This is a genomic window from Pedobacter psychrodurus (genome assembly GCF_032678585.1).
Classification (GTDB): Bacteria; Bacteroidota; Bacteroidia; order Sphingobacteriales; family Sphingobacteriaceae; genus Pedobacter; species Pedobacter psychrodurus_A.
Genome location: NZ_JAVTSN010000011.1, coordinates 63842 through 83055, shown reverse-complemented (window position 1 = coordinate 83055; position 19214 = coordinate 63842). Strand labels below are relative to the sequence as shown.

Sequence of the window (19214 nt, the reverse complement as noted above, 5' to 3'; positions counted from 1 at the left end):
GGTCTGTGTCTTCACAGACCACCAATATTTGATTGGTTGCCATTTTTGTCAGTCTGAGCGTAATCGAAGACCTTTTCATTAAAAAAAAATTGTGTTTCGACTACGTTGCACTCCGCTCGCCATGACGACACCTTTAGCGGTTTTGAATAGAAAGCAAATTAATAAACGTCATAGTAACATTTTTTAATTTAAAAAAAAGCGGAGATTAATTTATGATTTTACTACATTTAGGTTTCTAAACCAAATAACCACTATTACATTAATGAAACACAACTTACTGGACACGAAGGATTACATTGTATTTGCAGTCTACTTCGTTATTGTGGCTGCTTACGGTCTGTACATCTACAACAAGAAAAAATCCGCATCCACAGGCTCAAAAGACTATTTCCTGGCTGAGGGTTCACTTACCTGGTGGGCAATTGGTGCATCTTTAATCGCATCGAACATTTCTGCAGAGCAGTTTATCGGCATGAGCGGATCGGGTTTTAAGATGGGACTGGCAATTGCAACCTACGAATGGATGGCTGCTCTTACCCTGGTTATTGTTGCCGTTTTCTTTATTCCGGTTTACCTGAAGAACAAAATTGCTACAATGCCGCAGTTTCTGCACCAACGCTACAACGGAACCGTGGCCATGATTATGGCTGTGTTCTGGTTATTATTATACGTTGTGGTAAACTTAACTTCAATCCTTTATTTAGGTGCCTTGGCGGTAAGCAGTATTTCTGGTTTTGATTTAACTTTCTGTATGTATGCCATTGCCGCTTTCGCCATCGTCATTACGTTGGGTGGAATGAAAGTAATCGGTTATACAGATGTTATCCAGGTATTTTTCTTAATTCTGGGCGGTTTAGCTACCACTTACCTGGCTTTAAACCTGGTTTCTACACATTATGGCACCTCAGGTATATTTGAAGGTTATAGTTTAATGACTTCAAAGGCATCTGAACATTTCCACATGATTTTAAAACCCGAAAACGAAAACTATATCGATTTGCCAGGATTAAGCGTGCTGGTAGGTGGTATGTGGATTGTAAACCTAAATTATTGGGGCTGCAACCAATACATCACACAACGTGCTTTAGGGGCAGATTTAAAAACGGCCCGTGGCGGTATTTTGTTCGCTGCTTTTTTAAAATTGCTGATGCCGATTATCGTGGTATTGCCAGGTATTGCGGCTTATGTATTGTATAAAGATGGTGCTTTTCAATCGGAAATGTTACAGGATGGATCTGTTAATCCAGACCGTGCTTACCCGGTATTGTTGAATTTATTGCCTGCAGGTTTGAAAGGTTTATCATTTGCCGCATTAACTGCAGCCGTTGTGGCTTCATTAGCTGGCAAGGCAAACAGCATTGCAACCATCTTTACTTTGGATATTTATAAAAAAGTATTAAAACCTGAGGCTTCTGAAAAGAACCTCGTTTTTACGGGTAAAATTGCAGTGGTTGTTGCCATGGTATTGGGTGTTTTAATTGCGCCACATTTGGGTATTGATAAAAAAGGCGGATTCCAATACATACAGGAATATACAGGTTTTGTATCGCCAGGTATATTTGCCATGTTTATTCTTGGTTTCTTTTGGAAAAGAGCCACTTCAAATGCGGCACTTTTTGCAACCATTGGCGGTTTCGGATTGTCGTTATTGTTAAAATTCCTTCCAGGCTGGACCGATCTTTCCTGGTTATCCGGAATGGGTTTCTCGGTTAAAAATGCAATGGGCATTTACGAAATTCCTTTCCTGGATAGAATGGGTTTTGTATTCGTATTCTGTATCATCGGTATGGTGACTATCAGTTTATTCGAAAATAAAAATGGTGTTAATCCAAAAGGACTGGAAATCGATTCGAAAATGTTCAAAACCACAACAAGTTTTGCTGTGGGTGCATTGATTATTATCGGTTTACTGGTAGCCCTTTACGGTATCTACTGGTAGAACATATTCTTACATATTTTAAAAGCTTTCTGGAGAACCAGAAAGCTTTTTTTGTTTAGGCGTATTTTATTGCTTGGTTATTTAAACATCCATGAATGCTAGTTGTCTTTTTTGGAAAGCAGGTGCTGTAGTAATGAGGTAAATACAGCCCTGCTCGCCGTTCTTTCTGATGAAGGATCAGAACCACTTCGATCAGGTTTAGTTGGCAGGAGTAGTGCTATTATTTGTGGTTGCAAGGCGTACAAAAATGATTTTTTTTATAAAAGTAGTTTACTCCTAATAGCAGCTATAGCCACTTTAAATAGCCTGATTGAAATGTATGCCGATTCTTTGCCGGTTAATCGGCACTAAATTAGCATCGGCAGGAATGGAAAGCAGGACTGCTATAACCGATTGAGGCTGCAAAGCGCTCCAAAAAAGATAGCATATTTGAAAAGAGCCAAGCTTTAAATAATAGCAAAAGAATATTTACTTATCAAATCGGTTTGGTTCGTGGGGACACGAACCAAGGCGTAAGGAATTTTAGGCGCCTTGCTGTTTACCTTCAATAGTAGCAAAAGCCGTTCAAAATAGCCCTGATTGAAGTGTAAAGCCCTCAGCGTAGCGAGGACTTGTAACGGAAAGCAGGACTGCTTTATCAGATTAATACTGCAAAGCGCTCCAAAGAAAATAAAACATTTTAAAACGCGAGCGATAAAACTACAATAGGTATAAGATATTTAGGTTTGGTTCGTGGGGACACGAACCAAGGCGTAAGGAATTTTAGGCGCCTTGCTGTTTACCTTCAATAATAGCAAAAGCCGTTCAAAATAGCCCTGATTGAAGTGTAAAGCCCACAGCGTAGCGAGGACTTGTAACGGAAAGCAGGACTGCTATAACCGATTGAGGCTGCAAAGTGCTCCAAAAAAAATAAAACATTTAAAAACGCGAGCGATAAAACTACAATAGGTATAAGATATTTAGGTTTGGTTCGTGGAGACACGAACCAAGGTGTTTTGGCGTTTTACTGCGCGCAAGGCCCGTCTGGAATTTCTTTGCTGATTTTAATTACTTTGGTTACCACTAAGGTAGAATCGAAATCTGAGGAAATGATAGCCGTATCCGATTTGGCAAAATAGCCCTCTAATTCTACATATACGGGCTCGTAAGGCTTTTCGAATCCCAGGTTACTGTACGAGAGTTCTAAGGTTTTTACACTGTCTCTAACCCAATATTCCCGTCCGTCTTCGCAAAGGGTAAAAGATTTCATTTCAGGACCAAAAGTATATAAACCTTTAACAGTTTTCAGATTACTTTTTTCTCCCTCGGCTTTATCGTTTCTACAAGCGGTAAAGGCTACGCCAAGGAGCACAACAAATACAATTGCTTGTTTAAATAATTTCATTTTATATGGATTGATTAATTTGATCTATCTTTTTAACACTCAGATTGGATGACAAAGCAGATGCCAAAAATGAGAAGATACCTACGGTAACAAAAACTAAAACGAAATCTTTCCATTTTAAGCCTATTGGATAAGAAGTGACAAGGGTTTTATTTTCTTCGCCCATTTTGATGAAACCATAAGTATGCTGAAAATAATAGAATATGAGGCCTATAATTAAGCCAAGCACACAGCCCGACATGGTAATCATCATGCCCTCAAATAAAAATATCCGTTTGATTAATTTTTTCCCTGCGCCCAAACTGCTCAGAATGGCAACATCTTTTACCTTATCTATTACTAACATGGTTAACGACCCTATGATATTAAATATAGCAATAATCAGGATAAAAGTAAGAATAATATAAACAGCCCATTTTTCGGTGTTTAAGATATGATACAGCGATTTGTTCTGCTCGGCCTGGTTGCGTACCTCATAATCTTTACCTGCTTTTTCGATAACTTCTTTCTGAAAGTCGTCTACATCAATACCAGGCTGTAAATTGATCTCTATTGAAGACACATTTTTCTCTTCGCCCAACAGTTCACGGGCAAAGCCAAGGGGAACAATGATGCCATTATCAAAGTCCTGCTGTACCTCAAAAACACCACTTACCCGAATGCTTTTTGCCACAAAATCATCGGCGGGATTTAAACTACTGGCCGATATGTCTTTTTTGGGTGAATAAATTTCCAGTTCGGTAAAGGGATCAACAGTATTCACGGCCAAATAACTCTGTAAAGCCGAACCGATTACGGCATTATCCCCACTTTTATTGTGCAGGATAAAACGACCTTCTTTAATGGTGCTATCTAATTTAGTGTTTTTTAAATAATCTAAACTCACCCCTTTTACCATGCCAACAGCCTGTTTATTGTTGTACTTTAACAAGGCATTTTCTTGCAGTACTTCTGTAAAAGCGGCAATATCTTTATTTTTTCTAAGCTGATTAAAATAGGTGGTATTCGGATCGAAAGTTTTCCCCTTTGCCGGGGTGATGGCAATCTGGGGAGTAATGGTATCGAACATGTTGAGCACAACTGTTTCTAAACCGTTAAAAACCGAAAGAATAATGATTAATGCTGCACTGCCCACCATTACGCCAACCATCGATATCCCCGAGATCAGGTTAATGGCATTGGTTGATTTTTTGGCAAAAAGATATCTTTTGGCAATATAAAACGATGTATTCACAGCGGTAAAGATAATTAAAAGGTTGAGGGTTTAAAGGTAGAAGGCATAAGGTTGTAGCCTCTAATTTAAAATTACCTTTCTAACAATTTTTAATATTAAAAAAACGGGTTATGTTGTTTTTCGAAACCAATGCTGGTTGCCGGGCCATGACCTGGATAAACTTTGGTTTCGTCTGGTAATACAAAAAGTTTATCAGAAATGTTTTGAATTAATTGTTGATGATTGCCTCCTGGTAAATCGGAACGGCCAATACTGCCATAAAAAAGCACATCGCCACCCATTAAAATATGGTCTGCTTCGCTGTAAAAGCACAAATGTGCCGGCGAATGGCCTGGAGCGAAAATTATTGACAAAGTACTGTTGCCGAAAGATATAGTCCCTGTATCAGGTAAAAAAGTATCGGGTTGAGGGGAAACATCGTAGCGGGTAAAACCCATAGATGGTGCATAACCCGGAACTGCGTTTAAAATCGCCAATTCACCCTCGTGGAACTGGGGTTTTAATCCATAAGTTTCGAAAACGAATTTATTGCCGAAAACATGATCAATGTGGCAATGTGTATTTAACAATAAAACAGGTTTAAGTCCTTCTTGTTTGATAAAGGCAGCCAGTTCGTTTTGCTCAAAACCCTCATACATCCCCGGATCGATGATGATACATTCTTTAGTTTCATCGTAAAGGATGTAGGTGTTTTCGCTGTAGGCATTAAAGGTGAAGGTTTTTACGGTAATCATAAGTTTTTAAATAATCCTGACCAAATTTGAGTTGTTCAGGTTAACAAATAATAAATTAATTTTTCCACCTGAAGGTAGAAATCAGCGTGTCGATATCTTTTTTGATAAAATTAATCACAGGTGCAATAGAATCGTATTGTGGCCGCTCATTAAAATATAACGATCCTCTGAAATAGTGTTTTGCGCTATCAGTGAGGAAAAATTGAACAGAAGACGCCGTATTTCCCTCTATGGCATAGTAGATGCCATAAACCTTATGGTTGGGGTAATTGATTAGCCTTTGGTCAATTGCACTTGCTTTTATGGTGTGTTTAAAGGCAAGTTCTCTGGCATATTCTACTAATTTATTATACTCATTTTTCCCATTAACATCGTAATAGGTAATGTGAATAAAACCATTAAACTGAGGGAAATGGAGGTTATACCAGTAATTGCCGGCATCTGATCCTTTGTAAGATTCAATTTTTGAATAAACAGGGTATTTAAAGCTGTATGGGGCAATACCTTCAAAAACTTGATATTTTTTTTCTGGATAGTTGATCCTGTAATATGCCCTTGGTTTAGGGCTATAATCGTGGTTCTGACAAGCGGTTAGAAACAAAAGCAATAAGAAGGGAAGGCAGACCAGTTGTTTAAATTTCATATTATGATGATTGCTTTCCCAAAATTGGGATTATTTATTCCAAATTGCCCAGGCTTTTTCGGCCTGTTTGTACAACATTTCCAAACCATTTTTGATACCGGCGCCATGCTCGGCTGCTTTGGCTAAAAATGTTGTTTCCAAAGGATTGTACACCAAATCGTAGGCCAAATGATTGGGGCCAAGTTGGCTATAATCAATTTCAGGAAAGGTATCTACATTTGGCGACATCCCCAAAGGGGTGGTATTGATTAATAGCAGGTGCGAAGCTAAAATTTCCGGAGTAATTTCTGAATATAAAATTGCTCCCGGAACAGGGTTACGCACCACTACCTGATATTGGATATTTAACTTTTCCAGTACGTATTTTACTGCTTTAGCGGCTCCCCCATCACCAAATACCAATGCTTTATTATGTTGTGGGCCAAGTAAAGGTTTTAACGATTCTTCGAAACCATAGGCATCGGTATTATAACCTTTTAAATAGGTTGAACCCTCAAAACTTTTGATCGAAATACAATTTACCGCCCCGATTTTATCGGCGGCTTCATCTACTTCGTTTAAATAACAAAGTACATTAACTTTATGCGGAATGGTTACGTTTAATCCACAGAGTGATGGATTTTTGCTTAACAGATCTGGCAAAGATCTAATATCCTCAATTGGGAAAAGTTCGTATTGATGCTCGGCTATGCCCTCATTCAAAAACTTTTCGGTGAAGTATTTTTTGGAAAAAGAATGAGATAGCGGATACCCGGTTAAGCCGTATGTTTTCATATTTAATTAAAAACGAAAACCTTACAGGTTTCGCGCCTGTAAGGTTTATTATTCGATTACGAATTTATTTTACCTGGTTTAGGAAATAATCAAAAGTATCTCCACGCAACCCTAAACGAATGGTTTCTAAAGGAATTACTTCCGCTGGTGCAATATTACCAAGGTTTACATTGCTGCCGATTAATTTAATAAACCAAACCTGTTGTTCTTTTTGAGGCGCTTCCCAGATGATGGTTTCTTCGGGGATCTGGGTTAAAATCTCATCAACCAAACCTTCACGTACCTCGCCGCTTCCACGGTAAATGCCTACGTTACCCCCTTCGCGGGCTTCGGCAATTACTTTCCACGAACCGGCTTCAATTTCTGCCTGCATTAATTTAATCCATTTATATGGGGCAAATATTTTGGCTGCATCTTTACTCCCAACTTCAGAGATAACGGTTACCTGTTTCGAAAGTTCACGGATGAACTCACATTTTTTATCGTGTTCAATCTCGATAGAACCATCAGAAACCTCTGCGTATTCCATTCCGTATTGATCTAAAATGCGTTGGTAATCTGCAAATTGATTACGGATAATAAATGCTTCAAATAGTGTTCCTCCAAAATAGGTTGGAATACCTGCATCTTTATATAAAGCTAATTTTTCTTTAAGTTTTGGCGTTACGTGTGATGTAGCCCAACCTAATTTTACGATATCTGTATGTACGCCGGCAACTTCAATAAAATCTTCAACCTGGCGTAGGCTCAATCCCTTATCCATAACCATTGTTAAGCCTTTTTGGCGTGGTTTAGCTGGACGTTCGGGAACGTTTAATAATGGATAATTCATATGGGTACAAAAGTGAAAAAAATTTTGAGATTTATTTGTTAAATTTTTCTCACAAGCTCGTTACTTAATATATCGGTTTATAACGTTCAAAATGGCACTATTATCCTGCAATTGCGGTAAATATTCGAATAAAATATAGTGTTTATCAGGGTCAGTTGTTAAAGCCGTTTCTAAATATCCGAGCGCATCGCTATAATTTCCTAAGGCAAAAAGGTAAGCTACCATGCGGTAATACAATTCTGCAGCTTCCGGATTATTCTTAATCGCTTCAGCCATCGTTTCCGAAGCTTCCAACAATTTTCCCTGCTCGTAAAGCACAGTACTAAAATCTAACCAGGCTTCGATATCCAATGGATTAAACTCCAGCACTTTCTCGTAAGCTTCGATTGATTCTTCAATCTGACCCAATTTATAATACGCATCGGCCATCGCAAACCAGAAGTCTGGATTTTCTGCCTCTAAGTCAATCGCTTTTTTATAAAAATGAAGCGATTCGAAGTAACGTTCTTCAAAATTCAGTGTAACACCGATCCCAAACCAGGCATCACCCATTTTAGGATCCATTTTTACCGATTTTTTATAGTAAGAACGGGCCTCGTCCATTTTTTCCAGCTTTTCGTAACACTCGCCTATGGCACAATAAGTATCGGCATTGGGCTGTTCGTATTCGAAAGTCTGTTTGTAAACATCAATGGCCTCATCATATTTGTCTAACTGAACCAAGGCATTACCTTTGTTAAAATAAGCAGAGCTGAAGTCTTCTTTAATTAATATCGCATAATCATAAGCATCAATAGCCTTTTCGAAAAGATTTAATTTGTGGAAACTATTCCCCAAATTGTACCATGCCGCATACGAATATGGATCGGTATCGATGTACTGTTGATAAAATTTAATACTTTCTTCCTGTTTGTCTAACACATCATAACAGAAAGCCAGCTCATACAAGCCGTCCTGGTTCTCCATATTTTGCTCTAAACTGAGCTTAATATAGGTAATGGCACTTTCATAATCGCTCATGCTCTGGTAAACGTAAGCCATCTGCAATAAAATCTCGTCGGTGCTTTCGGCAAGGCCCAAAGCTTTTTCATAATTTTCCAAAGCCTCATCATAACGTTCGGTATTTTGAAAAATATTACCGCGCAGCAGATAAATATCCGGTTCCGACGGTTCCAGAAGCTCGGCTTTTTGCAAAGCAATAAACGCCTTTTCGTTATTGTTGGTTAAAATGTAAAGATGAGCCTGTTTAATTAAAAATACAGTTGCATAAGGGTGTTGACTGATTGCAAAATCAACTACCTGCAAAGCTTTGACCGGATCATTTTTCTCAATGTAAAAATCTACAATGTATTCGAATGCGCCTGCATCGAAAAAATACTGATCCTGATTGCGGAGCATTTCTTCGTAACGTTCTACTGAGCGTTGTGCGTCTTCGTTGGATTCAAAAAAGAATTCTTCTTCCATATATTATACTATTAAAGAACCGTGCCAATTAGCAGAAAAACACATTATAAGTTTACCGATTTTAATTATCCGTTTTTAAAATAATTATTAACATCAATTGCTTAAAACAGTGTAAATAGCTGAATATAAACTGTATTACCCCTGATTAAGATGTGTGGATAATCGATAGATTTTTTTGCAACATCGCGGTTTCTTTCTCCTTCTTTTACAAAAATACTATAAATTTATGGGATATACGTAATCAAGAAGTCATGAAAGGATCAATCATTTTTGCCCTGTTTTTACTATGTTTTGTTACTCAAAGCTTTGCGCAGAGCGATGAAGAAAATGCTGTTAAAAAAGCCGTAAATAATCTTTTTGAAGGGATGAAGGCCGGCGACAGTACATTAACCGCTTCGACATTTGCACAGGGAGCCATAATGCAAACCATTGTTGACAAGGGCGGTAAAGTAAATGTACGTACAGAATCCGTGAACGATTTTGTTAAATTTATCGGTACGCCACATCAGGAGAAATACGATGAACGTATCGTTTTTACCAAAATTTTAATTGATGGCCCTCTGGCTTCGGTTTGGACAGATTATAAATTTTATCTGGGCGAAAAGTTTAGCCATTGTGGAGTAAATTCCTTCCAATTGGTAAAAGGAGATAAAGGCTGGCAGATTGTTTACATCATCGATACGAGGAGAAAGGATAAGTGTAATTAGTGATTTACAGGTAAGTTATTATGGTTTTGAAAAGCAAAGCATGGAGTTTAATTATTGTTATTCGGGCTTAACATTATAGACCCAATTTTTATTAATCGGGAGCTGGCACTACAATACCATTATTACACAGCAGATTTTATTCGTCAGCGTTGCTATTTGTCAACTCAAAAGCCGTTCCATCGGAACGCTTCATAGGTAGAAAAAATAATGTTTACATATTTTTTCGTTTCCTAGGAACGTTTGGTGTTTGCAAAACTGGGATTGGGTTAAAATAAAAAGGGTTGGTTATGTTCTACCATGCCAACCCCTTTAAAAATGTGGTTTAAATATTATTCTTTTCCTAAATCTACAGCGCCTTTTTTAAACAGTTCGGCCTGCTTGTTTAAGTTGGCTTTCACATCGCCACTTACTGCTGCGGCCTGTTGCGTTTTAGCCTGGGCAGTTGCGGTGTAGGCACCTGCCAATTGTTTATTTAAATACGATTGCAATTTTAGCCTTTCGATGGCATTGCTGATGTTGCTTATCCCTTTTTCGGTAATAGCAGGATTTGTATTTGCCCTTAAATACTGAAAATACTGGCCAATTACAGCAAAGATTTTATTGCGGTCGCCGGTTAGCATAATATTTTCGTAAAATGCCTGATGTTCATCTTTCGGATCGCTGATGTACAAGGCTGCAATAGAAGGGGCAATATGCTCTTTTGTATCCGCATCTAACGTAGATAAAGCGGATAGGCTTTCCTGTGGCGCCAGTTTAGCCAGGCCACCAATACCTGCTGCAATTACTTTATAAGATCTATCCTTCAAACTTTCGCTCATTAAAGTTTTATAAGCTTGATCGTTTGTTTCAGCTAATTTTACAATAGCTGCAGATCTTACTTCGGTGTCTTTGTCGCTTTTGGCGATCTGAAGCAAGATGGGTAAAGCCGCTACTTTGATCTTGGCATCATCCAGATTTATGCCATCAATACTTAAAGCACGTAAATCGGCTGATTTGTCTTTTAGACCCTCTAAAAGCACTTGTTGTCCGCTGTTGGCTTTGCTCTGCATGATAAATTGAAGCGCTTCGATCCTATTGGCATAACTAGGGGCATTTTTATACTGGAAATAATAGTTTTCGGCAGTTTTATTGTCGTTTGTTTCACCAACCAAAATTTTATCTACATCAAAATCGATTAAGTCGGGTTTAGTGGTTATATCGAAACTAAAATTCTGTTCGCGGCTATTGATCAGTATTTCTTTCCTGATTTTCTGACCGCCTGCATAAATATCAATTTTGATCGGTAAAATGAAAGTTTGAACACTGGAATCCTGTGTCTGTTTTACTTTAATAGTGGCTTTACCATTTTCGTAGCCATAATCTATACTTAAAATCGGGTGACCGCCATTATAATACCATTGGTTAAAATAAGGGCTCCAATCTTTACCGGTAACCTCTTCCATGGCCAGACGCAATTGATGCGTTTCGCCATTTTTGAAGGCATTGGTAGTTAAATAACGGTTAAGCGATTTGAAAAAAGCGGCATCGCCCATCTGGTTTTTCAGTGCATACAGAATGATCGATCCTTTTGCATAACTGATGTTATCGAACATGTCTTCTTTATCGCCATAATAGAACCGTGCTAAAACAGGGCTTTCGCCTTTTTTTGTCGAACCGATATAGGATTGCAGTTTATCGTAACGCGATTTATCTTCTGCATCCTGACCAGCATCGTGCCCATGCCAGATCACTTCGCCAAAGGTGGCAAAAGATTCGTTCATAGTCAAGTTAGACCATGATTCGGCCGTTACATAATCGCCAAACCATTGGTGGAAAAGTTCGTGTGCAATGGTTCCTTCTTCGTTGCCATCTAACAACTCACGGTCTGTTTTTTGTACCTGTTCGCCATGCAAAGTTGCCGAAGTATTTTCCATGGCACCCGAAACGTAATCTCTGGCCACCACTTGCGAATATTTGTTCCATGGATAATCCACACCAAGCAAATTGCTGTAAAACTGGATCATATCAGGTGTTTTTCCGAAAATCTGTTTGGCATAAGGAGCAAATTTTGGTTCAAGGTAATAACTCACTTCTTTGCCTTTATACGTATCTTTTGTCACCTTAAATTCGCCCACGGCCATCATAAATAAATATGGCGAATGTGGCAGGTCCATTTTCCAGGTATCCGTTCTGGTGCCATCAGCATTGGCTTTCTGGCTTACCAGTTTACCATTAGAAAGAGTGGTGTATTTCGATTTTACGGTCATCGAAATTTCGTCGGTAGTTTTCTGATCGGGTTTATCAATGGTAGGGAACCATGCAGACGATGATTCGGTTTCGCCCTGGGTCCAGATTTGTGTTGGTTTGTTTTTATCGGTACCATCCGGGTTGATGAAATAAAGGCCTTTTGCATCGGTTATGGCTGCACTTCCCTTCACTTTCAATTCGTCGGGTTTTGCGGTATAAGCAATATATACGGTGTATTTTTCGGTATTGGTGTATTTTTTATTTAAGGTAATGTAGAGTTTATTGTCGTTGTAAACATATTTAAGCGGCATATTTCCTTTTGCGCCAACCAAAGCAACGGTTTTAATGACCATGCCCTGAGCATCGAGCGTTAGCGAATCGGTAGGATAAAAATGTGGCTTTAAGGTAACCCATTCTTTTCCGTACAGGTAGCGCTTTGCGTAATCAAATGATACATCAAGTTTGGTATGGACCAGATCGTTCACTTTTGTTGCCGTTACGCGGTAAACATTTAGATTGTTTGATTTTTCTACCGGTTGTTCCTGTGCGAAAAGTGGATTAGCCATAAAAGCTGAGACCAAAATTACGCCACAGGCCATAAATTTTTTATTCATTTTTTAAGATTTAATAAGTCAGTTATCTTCAAAAGTAAGATATTAAGAATTGTGATAATTAAAGGCTCAAATGTAATCTACTTTTATTTTAGTTCGTTGCAATTGGTTTTAAAATATAATGTTTTGCTTGCAGACCTTTTATTAAGCCTTCATCGCCAACTAAATGCCCGGCGCCTACCGCGATAAACAGCGATTGCTTTTGCATCATGGCAGGCAACTGATCCAGCCATCTCTTATTGCGGTTTTTTAAGAGTTCGGTCATAAATTCTTTAAATTCTTCATCCTGGATCTTAAATAGTATTGTAAGTTTATCCATATCCTGATTTAGATAATCGGATTTTAACTCTTCCATTTTAAGCTTGCTTTTATCTACCTCTCTAACGGCTTTTAGCAAAGCTTTTTTTTGTTTCTGAAGATCATTGTCGAATAATAGTGAGGCCTGATATTCGGCGGTTTCTAATCCATATAATGCTTTTGCATTTTTTTTAGCATCTTGCTGAAAGCCATCATCCATTCCTTCTTTTCCAACATTGTCCATTAATTCCGGATTATCGAATAACGTGATCATTAAAGAAACCATTGCAGGTTTAAAATTGTTCAGTTGTTTTAATTCAAAATCCGGTTGTTTGCTTTTAAAATAATCTTCTACCTCTTTGTATTCTGTTTTTGTTAATAAACTATCCAGTGTATTGTTTTTCATTATTAAAAATGGACCCATTTTCTTTTGTGTGCTGCTGTCCGTTATAATTTCGCCAACTACTGCATCGGCCAATTTTAATTTTTCCTGCAAAACCTTCATCGTATCAGCAAATTTTTTGCTGATTAAATGGTGTGTACCGAATAGATAGGAAGGCTTTTTTAATCCATTTCCTGAAATTTCCCATAAAAGCGTGTTGGTCGCCTTTTTCGTTTGTGCATGTAGTACAAAACTGAAACCTAAGAAAAGGAGAAGGAATATTTTAATATTTTTCATGTTATTTGATAAAGAGTGGATTTTATTCGCCGTAATTATTGGTTTGTGAAACTACACATTTACGGTTCATGGTAAAAAAAATAATTGTAGCCAGCTTTTTTGGTTTAATTAACTTTAAAGCAAGATATTAAACATTGTGACAATTAAAGACCTTAAATCTAACCTCCTTTATGTTAATTTTTTGTTTTTTTGTGTAAATCGTTAGATATATGACTACAGATATTCAATCCATTTTAAACAAATTGGGCATTAAAGCCAGCAATGCAGCTTACAGTACAGGCAGCATTTGGGGCGGAGAATCGAATACAGATACATTGGAAAGTTTTTCTCCTGTTGATGGTAAACTGATTGCTTCGGCAAAAGTTGCAGGCAGTGCAGATTACGAAGCGGTGGTATTAAAAGCGCAATCGGCGTTTAAGGAATGGCGTACGGTTCCATCACCCAAAAGAGGGGAAATTGTGCGTCAGTTTGGGGATGCCTTACGTGAAAATAAGGATGCATTGGGTACTCTGGTTTCTTATGAGATGGGGAAAAGTTTACAGGAGGGTTTTGGCGAAGTGCAGGAGATGATCGATATCTGCGATTTTGCAGTTGGTTTATCGCGACAGTTGTATGGCTTAACCATGCATAGCGAGCGCCCAAGTCACCGCATGTACGAGCAATGGCATCCGCTGGGTATTGTAGGTATTATTTCTGCATTTAATTTTCCTGTAGCGGTTTGGAGCTGGAATACAGCTTTGGCGCTGATTTGTGGTAATGTTTGCATTTGGAAACCATCAGAAAAAACACCTTTAACCGCTATTGCCTGTCAACATATTATTGCAAAGGTTTTTAAAGATAATGAAGTAGCTGAAGGCGTTTGTAGTTTGATTTTAGGCGATAGAACTGTAGGCGAACTGATGACCAATGATGGACGTATTCCATTGATTTCTGCAACCGGATCTACCCGTATGGGTAAAGCGGTTGGTGCTGCAGTTGGTGCCCGTTTAGGAAAGAGTTTGCTGGAACTCGGTGGTAATAATGCCATCATTATTTCAGAACATGCCGATCTGGACATGAGTTTAATCGGCGCTGTTTTTGGCGCTGTTGGTACTGCAGGCCAACGTTGCACTTCTACCCGAAGGTTGATCATTCACGAAAGTGTATATGATGCCTTTACAGCCAAGTTGGTTAAGGCATACGGGCAACTGCGTATCGGCGATCCTTTAGATCAAAACAACCATGTGGGGCCATTAATTGATACGGATGCGGTTGCAGCCTATTTAGATTCGATTGAAAAATGTAAAGCCGAGGGAGGTTCTTTTGTGGTAGAAGGCGGTGTATTATCTGGTGATGCCTACACCAGCGGCTGTTATGTAAAACCTTGTATTGCCGAAGTTCAGAATGATTTTAAGATTGTTCAGCACGAAACATTTGCGCCGATTTTATATCTGATCAAATACAAAACTTTGGATGAAGCCATCGCTTTGCAAAATGGCGTGCCACAAGGTTTATCGTCGGCCATTATGACCTTAAATTTAAGGGAAGCTGAGCAATTTCTTTCAGCTAAAGGATCAGATTGTGGTATTGCGAACGTAAATATTGGTACATCGGGCGCTGAAATTGGTGGTGCTTTTGGTGGCGAAAAAGAAACAGGTGGCGGTAGGGAAAGTGGATCGGATGCCTGGAGAGCCTATATGCGCAGACAGACCAATACCATCAATTATTCGAATACTTTACCATTAGCACAGGGTATAAAATTTGATTTGTAATATCTTCCTCGTTTGTAAAGAGGATGCATGAGAAAGGCGGTTTTATCGCCATTAATTTTTACCTGCATTACAAATTCAGATCACATAGGCCCTCATTGTTCTATAGGAATCACTTTGTGACAAACGAGGACCATCTTATTAAAATAAAAAAAGGCGCTGAACTTTAAATTCGGCGCCTTTGTGGTAAAATATATGATGGAGTTAGAATAGTTTTTCTAATAAACCTACTTGTAAGTCATCATAGCGCGATTTATTGTTACGTGCTAGGGCAGATTTGGCAACCCATTTAATACTACTTGCCTGAGCAGTAAATTTGCTTGCTTCGATTTTGGAAGCTATGCCGCTGATGGATAAGTGTGTTTCTGATGAACCTTCAAGCTTTAAGGATGCTGAATCTTTTACGTCAGTAGTAAGGTTAACGGTATTAACATTCATATCTGCCGAGGCATCGTCACCCAAAACAATATTTAAGTTTAATAAATTGAATTTTCCGGCAGTAGTTACTGTTGCGGTGTTCTGCGCTTCGATACTGGTTAGATTATTTACATGGGCAATTACCGTTAAGGTATTTTTCTCAAAAGAACTGATTCTAAGTTCGGCACCCTGTTGTTGAACCAAAGCATTTTTGGTATAGTATTGATCGTAAACCTCAACACTTTCTTTGGCATCCTGAACCAGGATCAATTTAACGTTTCCCGATACTACGATTTTGCTGATGTTTTTAACCTTTGTTAAAGCTGTGTAGTTTGAACTGTTTTCTGTAGCATTTGCTACTACTGTTGCGCTACTTAAAGTAACCATTACCAATGCAGCTGCGAATAAATTTTTAATAGAAGTTTTCATGACTTTAATATTTTATGTTGTATAAATCTTTTGTTTTAAATCCCTAATAATTAGGTGGTTTTGTAATTAAGACTACGATTGGTGTAAAACGTTTCAGCCCATTCTCCGCTATTATACCATGGACTTGTATTTATAGACGAACGCCAAAATAACCTATACGAAAAGGTATTGGTTGTGTGCGAAAAAAAATGAAGTTTACTGATTATTAAGTATTAATGTTAAAAAAGGTTAAAGCATTACCAATAACTAACGGATTAGTTTTATATTCGGGAAACAAAACCAAATCCTTCTATGAAACGTCTGTTACTTTCGTTGTGCCTTCTTGTTTTTATTTCCTCCTATTCGAAAGCACAGAACCTCCACACAATTAAAGGCCGAACGATTGACACGGCATCTACCACCCTCTTATCCGGTACTTCGGTTGCCGTTTTAAATGCAAAAGATTCTACGCTTGTAAAATTTACCCGAACTGCAGAAAATGGTTCTTTTGAACTTAGCGGTATTAAAAATGGAAAGTTTATCCTCTTGGTTTCCTATCCAAAATATGCGGACTTTGTAGATCATTTTACCTTAGATTCTACCACTCAGGTTAAGGATTATGGAAAGATCAACCTTACCGGTATGGCAAAAATCCTGGCTGATGTCATTATCAAGGGGAACAGAACAGCAATCAAAATTAAAGGTGACACTACTGAATTTGATCCTAAAGCTTATAATATTGAACCAAATTCGAAAGTTGAAGATTTACTTAAACAGTTTCCGGGCTTCCAGATAGATAAAGATGGTAAAATTACGGCACAGGGCAAAACCGTACCGAAGGTCTTGGTAGATGGGGAAGAGTTTTTTGGCGACGACCCTACGTTGGTAACGAAAAACCTCCGTGCAGATATGGTCGAATCAGTTCAGCTTTATGATAAGGCCAGCGACCAGGCGAGTTTTACCGGAATTGATGATGGCGAAAAAACCAAAACACTGAACATTAAACTAAAAGAAGATAAAAAGAATGGTTACTTCGGTAAGGTACAGGGTGGTTATGGCACTAAAGATTTTTACCAGGGGCAGGCGATGTTCAATAAATTCTGGGGCAAGAAAAAATTCTCTGCTTATGGAATTCTGGGCAATAACGGAACGGTAGGTTTAGGCTGGGACGACCGCGATAAATATGGTGGCTCTGGCGGGATGACGATGACGGATGATGGCGGCATGTATTTTAGCTACGGTGGCGGAGATGATTTCGACAGCTACGATGGGCGTTACAACGGACAAGGTTTACCTGTGGCCAGAACAGGTGGTTTACATTTCGATAATAAGTGGAATAAAGACAAAGAATCGTTAAATACCAATTACAAAATCGGATCGATCAGAGTAAAAGGTGACCGGAATTCAATCAGTCAGAACAATTTAACGTCAGGTATCCAGAACAGCAATTCGGATGAATCTTATGATAACGATATGTTTAAGCAAAAGCTGGATGCGACTTATGAAATAAAGATCGATACGACTCTAACCATGAAAGTTAATATAGATGGGGCCTTGAAAAAAAGCAATACTTCAAGCCGTTTTAAAACATCTACTACTGGAGAAAACGACATTTTGTTAAACTCATCAGATAGAACGATCAGCAACGAGGCAGATGATCAGAACTTTAATATGAATGTGTTGCTCACCAAAAAACTGAAGAAAAAAGGTCGTACACTATCATTGAATTTAAACCAATCGATTAATAAAAATAATACCGAAGGCTATTTAAATTCTGAAAATAAACGGCGTATTGTAGAAACTGGTGTAATAGTAGATAGTTTAACCAACCAGCGCAAGGTTAACGATATTACCAATAATGCATTCAAATTAAATGTAGCTTACACCGAACCACTTTCAAAAACGTTAACCGTAATTCTAAACTATGGTTTAACTTCCATGAATGGAAAATCAGACCGCAGGTCATTCAATAAATCTGGTAGCGGTAATTATGATGTTTTAGATACCTTATACAGTAATAATTTTGAGCTGAACCAATTGATCAATCAGGGTGGTGCTATTTTCAACTATAAAAAAGGTAAAACGGTAGTCAATTTCGGCTCTAAATTTAGCGGGGTAAATTTTAAACAAGAAGATGTTTACCATAACAAAACGTATATAAGAAACTTTGTTAATTATATGCCGCAGGCATCATATCAATACCGTTTCTCTCAACAAAAATCGTTCAGACTTAGTTACAATGGCAATACCAACCAACCCTCACTCGATCAGCTCCAGCCGGTTAGGGTAAATAATGATCCCTTTAATGTGGTAATAGGAAACCAGGATTTAAGGCCTTCGTTCAGAAGCAATATCAATGCGAATTACAATTCTTATAAAGTATTAACCAACCAGTCGATCTGGCTGAGCGGTTCTTATAGTTTTACCTCAAATCCGATTGTGAGTGATGTAACAACAGACAATGTTGGTAAGAGTACCTTTAAATATGTCAACTTTAACGATAAGATGCAGACGAATTTTTATCTGTATGGCCAGATCAGTAGAAAAATAAAAGTTCTTGATATGAACGTTGGTTTAAATGTTGATGCCAACGGGAATTCGTCTTATAATTTTATTACTACAGATCTTGTTCGGAATTTAAACAATACCAAAAACTATACTTACGGTGGTGGACTTAACATTTCGAAATATAAAGAGAAAAGTTATAGTTTTTATTCCCGCTTTGGTCCAACCTATAACATGAGCAGGGTAAGCGTTGGCCGCAACAGTGATGGATGGGGATTAGCTGGTTATATATCAGGAAATGTGCAGTTGCCAGGGAAAATTGAAATTTCTACAGATGGCGATTATCAGTATAACGGAAAAACCCAGGTGCTTACTGAAAGTTTTAAACGTTTTATCTGGAATGCGGCTTTGACCAAAAAGTTCTTTAAATCAGAGAATTTGAAATTTTCGTTAAGTGTTAACGATATTTTAAACCAAAATGTTGGTTTCGACCGTTCGGCATCCAATACCACCATTAGTCAGAGCAGTTACACTACGATACAAAGGTATTTCATGTTCTCACTATCATGGGATTTCAGCAAAATGGGCGGCGGCGTTAAAACACAAAAATAA

Annotated in this window: 14 protein-coding genes; 4 read left to right on the top strand and 10 right to left on the bottom strand. The window is 38.2% G+C overall.

The annotated features are described in order from the left end of the window. Positions 1-262: 262 nt before the first annotated feature. A complete protein-coding gene (locus R2S57_RS09375; protein ID WP_316844787.1) occupies positions 263-1939 on the top strand; it encodes a sodium/sugar symporter in 1677 nt (558 codons plus the stop codon). 1003 nt (positions 1940-2942) lie between these two features. On the opposite strand, the gene R2S57_RS09370 is transcribed toward R2S57_RS09375, so the two are convergent. The 7 genes from R2S57_RS09370 to R2S57_RS09340 all read right to left on the bottom strand — a co-directional run bounded on the left by R2S57_RS09370 (position 2943) and on the right by R2S57_RS09340 (position 9004). After that, the gene (locus R2S57_RS09370) at positions 2943-3323 is read right to left on the bottom strand and encodes a hypothetical protein (RefSeq protein WP_316844786.1); all 381 of its coding nucleotides are present in this window, start codon (positions 3321-3323) and stop codon (positions 2943-2945) included. Between the two features lies 1 nt (position 3324). Then, on the bottom strand, positions 3325-4557 hold the full coding sequence (locus R2S57_RS09365) for an ABC transporter permease (RefSeq protein WP_316844785.1): 1233 nt from the start codon (positions 4555-4557) through the stop codon (positions 3325-3327). A gap of 95 nt (positions 4558-4652) precedes the next feature. After that, a complete protein-coding gene (locus R2S57_RS09360) occupies positions 4653-5291 on the bottom strand; it encodes an MBL fold metallo-hydrolase (protein WP_316844784.1) in 639 nt (212 codons plus the stop codon). Positions 5292-5346: 55 nt separating this feature from the next. After that, complete coding sequence (locus tag R2S57_RS09355; protein ID WP_316844783.1) at positions 5347-5934, bottom strand: gliding motility lipoprotein GldD; 588 nt, start codon at positions 5932-5934, stop codon at positions 5347-5349. A gap of 30 nt (positions 5935-5964) precedes the next feature. Beyond that, positions 5965-6708: a shikimate dehydrogenase gene (aroE, locus tag R2S57_RS09350; protein WP_316844782.1), complete on the bottom strand. Its 744-nt coding sequence runs from the start codon at positions 6706-6708 to the stop codon at positions 5965-5967. Between the two features lie 64 nt (positions 6709-6772). Beyond that, complete coding sequence (locus R2S57_RS09345; RefSeq protein WP_316844781.1) at positions 6773-7540, bottom strand: phosphosulfolactate synthase; 768 nt, start codon at positions 7538-7540, stop codon at positions 6773-6775. 60 nt (positions 7541-7600) lie between these two features. After that, complete coding sequence (locus R2S57_RS09340) at positions 7601-9004, bottom strand: tetratricopeptide repeat protein (RefSeq protein WP_316844780.1); 1404 nt, start codon at positions 9002-9004, stop codon at positions 7601-7603. A 251-nt stretch (positions 9005-9255) separates the two neighbouring features. Here R2S57_RS09340 and R2S57_RS09335 point away from each other — a divergent pair, with 251 nt between their 5' ends. Then, a complete protein-coding gene (locus R2S57_RS09335; protein WP_316844779.1) occupies positions 9256-9711 on the top strand; it encodes a nuclear transport factor 2 family protein in 456 nt (151 codons plus the stop codon). 329 nt (positions 9712-10040) lie between these two features. Here R2S57_RS09335 and R2S57_RS09330 read toward each other — a convergent pair whose 3' ends face one another. Both R2S57_RS09330 and R2S57_RS09325 read right to left on the bottom strand, forming a co-directional pair. Beyond that, positions 10041-12551, bottom strand: coding sequence for a M1 family metallopeptidase (locus R2S57_RS09330; protein WP_316844778.1), 2511 nt, complete (start codon positions 12549-12551; stop codon positions 10041-10043). 88 nt (positions 12552-12639) lie between these two features. Continuing rightward, positions 12640-13524, bottom strand: a complete 885-nt coding sequence (locus tag R2S57_RS09325) for a TraB/GumN family protein (RefSeq protein ID WP_316844777.1) — start codon at positions 13522-13524, stop codon at positions 12640-12642. Between the two features lie 209 nt (positions 13525-13733). Here R2S57_RS09325 and R2S57_RS09320 point away from each other — a divergent pair, with 209 nt between their 5' ends. Continuing rightward, complete coding sequence (locus tag R2S57_RS09320) at positions 13734-15275, top strand: aldehyde dehydrogenase family protein (protein WP_316844776.1); 1542 nt, start codon at positions 13734-13736, stop codon at positions 15273-15275. Between the two features lie 201 nt (positions 15276-15476). On the opposite strand, the gene R2S57_RS09315 is transcribed toward R2S57_RS09320, so the two are convergent. Further along, on the bottom strand, positions 15477-16118 hold the full coding sequence (locus tag R2S57_RS09315; RefSeq protein ID WP_316844775.1) for a GIN domain-containing protein: 642 nt from the start codon (positions 16116-16118) through the stop codon (positions 15477-15479). A 291-nt stretch (positions 16119-16409) separates the two neighbouring features. Here R2S57_RS09315 and R2S57_RS09310 point away from each other — a divergent pair, with 291 nt between their 5' ends. Continuing rightward, positions 16410-19214 carry an outer membrane beta-barrel family protein gene (locus R2S57_RS09310; RefSeq protein ID WP_316844774.1) on the top strand — a complete coding sequence of 935 codons (2805 nt, stop codon included), beginning with the start codon at positions 16410-16412 and terminating at the stop codon, positions 19212-19214.

Bases quoted from the DNA above. Each gene is read 5' to 3' on its own strand.
- aroE (WP_316844782.1), bottom strand. From the start codon at position 6,708: ATGAAAACATACGGCTTAACCGGGTATCCGCTATCTCATTCTTTTTCC.
- R2S57_RS09360 (WP_316844784.1), bottom strand. From the start codon at position 5,291: ATGATTACCGTAAAAACCTTCACCTTTAATGCCTACAGCGAAAACACC.
- R2S57_RS09330 (WP_316844778.1), bottom strand. From the start codon at position 12,551: ATGAATAAAAAATTTATGGCCTGTGGCGTAATTTTGGTCTCAGCTTTT.
- R2S57_RS09335 (WP_316844779.1), top strand. From the start codon at position 9,256: ATGAAAGGATCAATCATTTTTGCCCTGTTTTTACTATGTTTTGTTACT.
- R2S57_RS09370 (WP_316844786.1), bottom strand. From the start codon at position 3,323: ATGAAATTATTTAAACAAGCAATTGTATTTGTTGTGCTCCTTGGCGTA.
- R2S57_RS09325 (WP_316844777.1), bottom strand. From the start codon at position 13,524: ATGAAAAATATTAAAATATTCCTTCTCCTTTTCTTAGGTTTCAGTTTT.
- R2S57_RS09355 (WP_316844783.1), bottom strand. From the start codon at position 5,934: ATGAAATTTAAACAACTGGTCTGCCTTCCCTTCTTATTGCTTTTGTTT.
- R2S57_RS09320 (WP_316844776.1), top strand. From the start codon at position 13,734: ATGACTACAGATATTCAATCCATTTTAAACAAATTGGGCATTAAAGCC.
- R2S57_RS09315 (WP_316844775.1), bottom strand. From the start codon at position 16,118: ATGAAAACTTCTATTAAAAATTTATTCGCAGCTGCATTGGTAATGGTT.
- R2S57_RS09340 (WP_316844780.1), bottom strand. From the start codon at position 9,004: ATGGAAGAAGAATTCTTTTTTGAATCCAACGAAGACGCACAACGCTCA.
- R2S57_RS09345 (WP_316844781.1), bottom strand. From the start codon at position 7,540: ATGAATTATCCATTATTAAACGTTCCCGAACGTCCAGCTAAACCACGC.
- R2S57_RS09375 (WP_316844787.1), top strand. From the start codon at position 263: ATGAAACACAACTTACTGGACACGAAGGATTACATTGTATTTGCAGTC.
- R2S57_RS09310 (WP_316844774.1), top strand. From the start codon at position 16,410: ATGAAACGTCTGTTACTTTCGTTGTGCCTTCTTGTTTTTATTTCCTCC.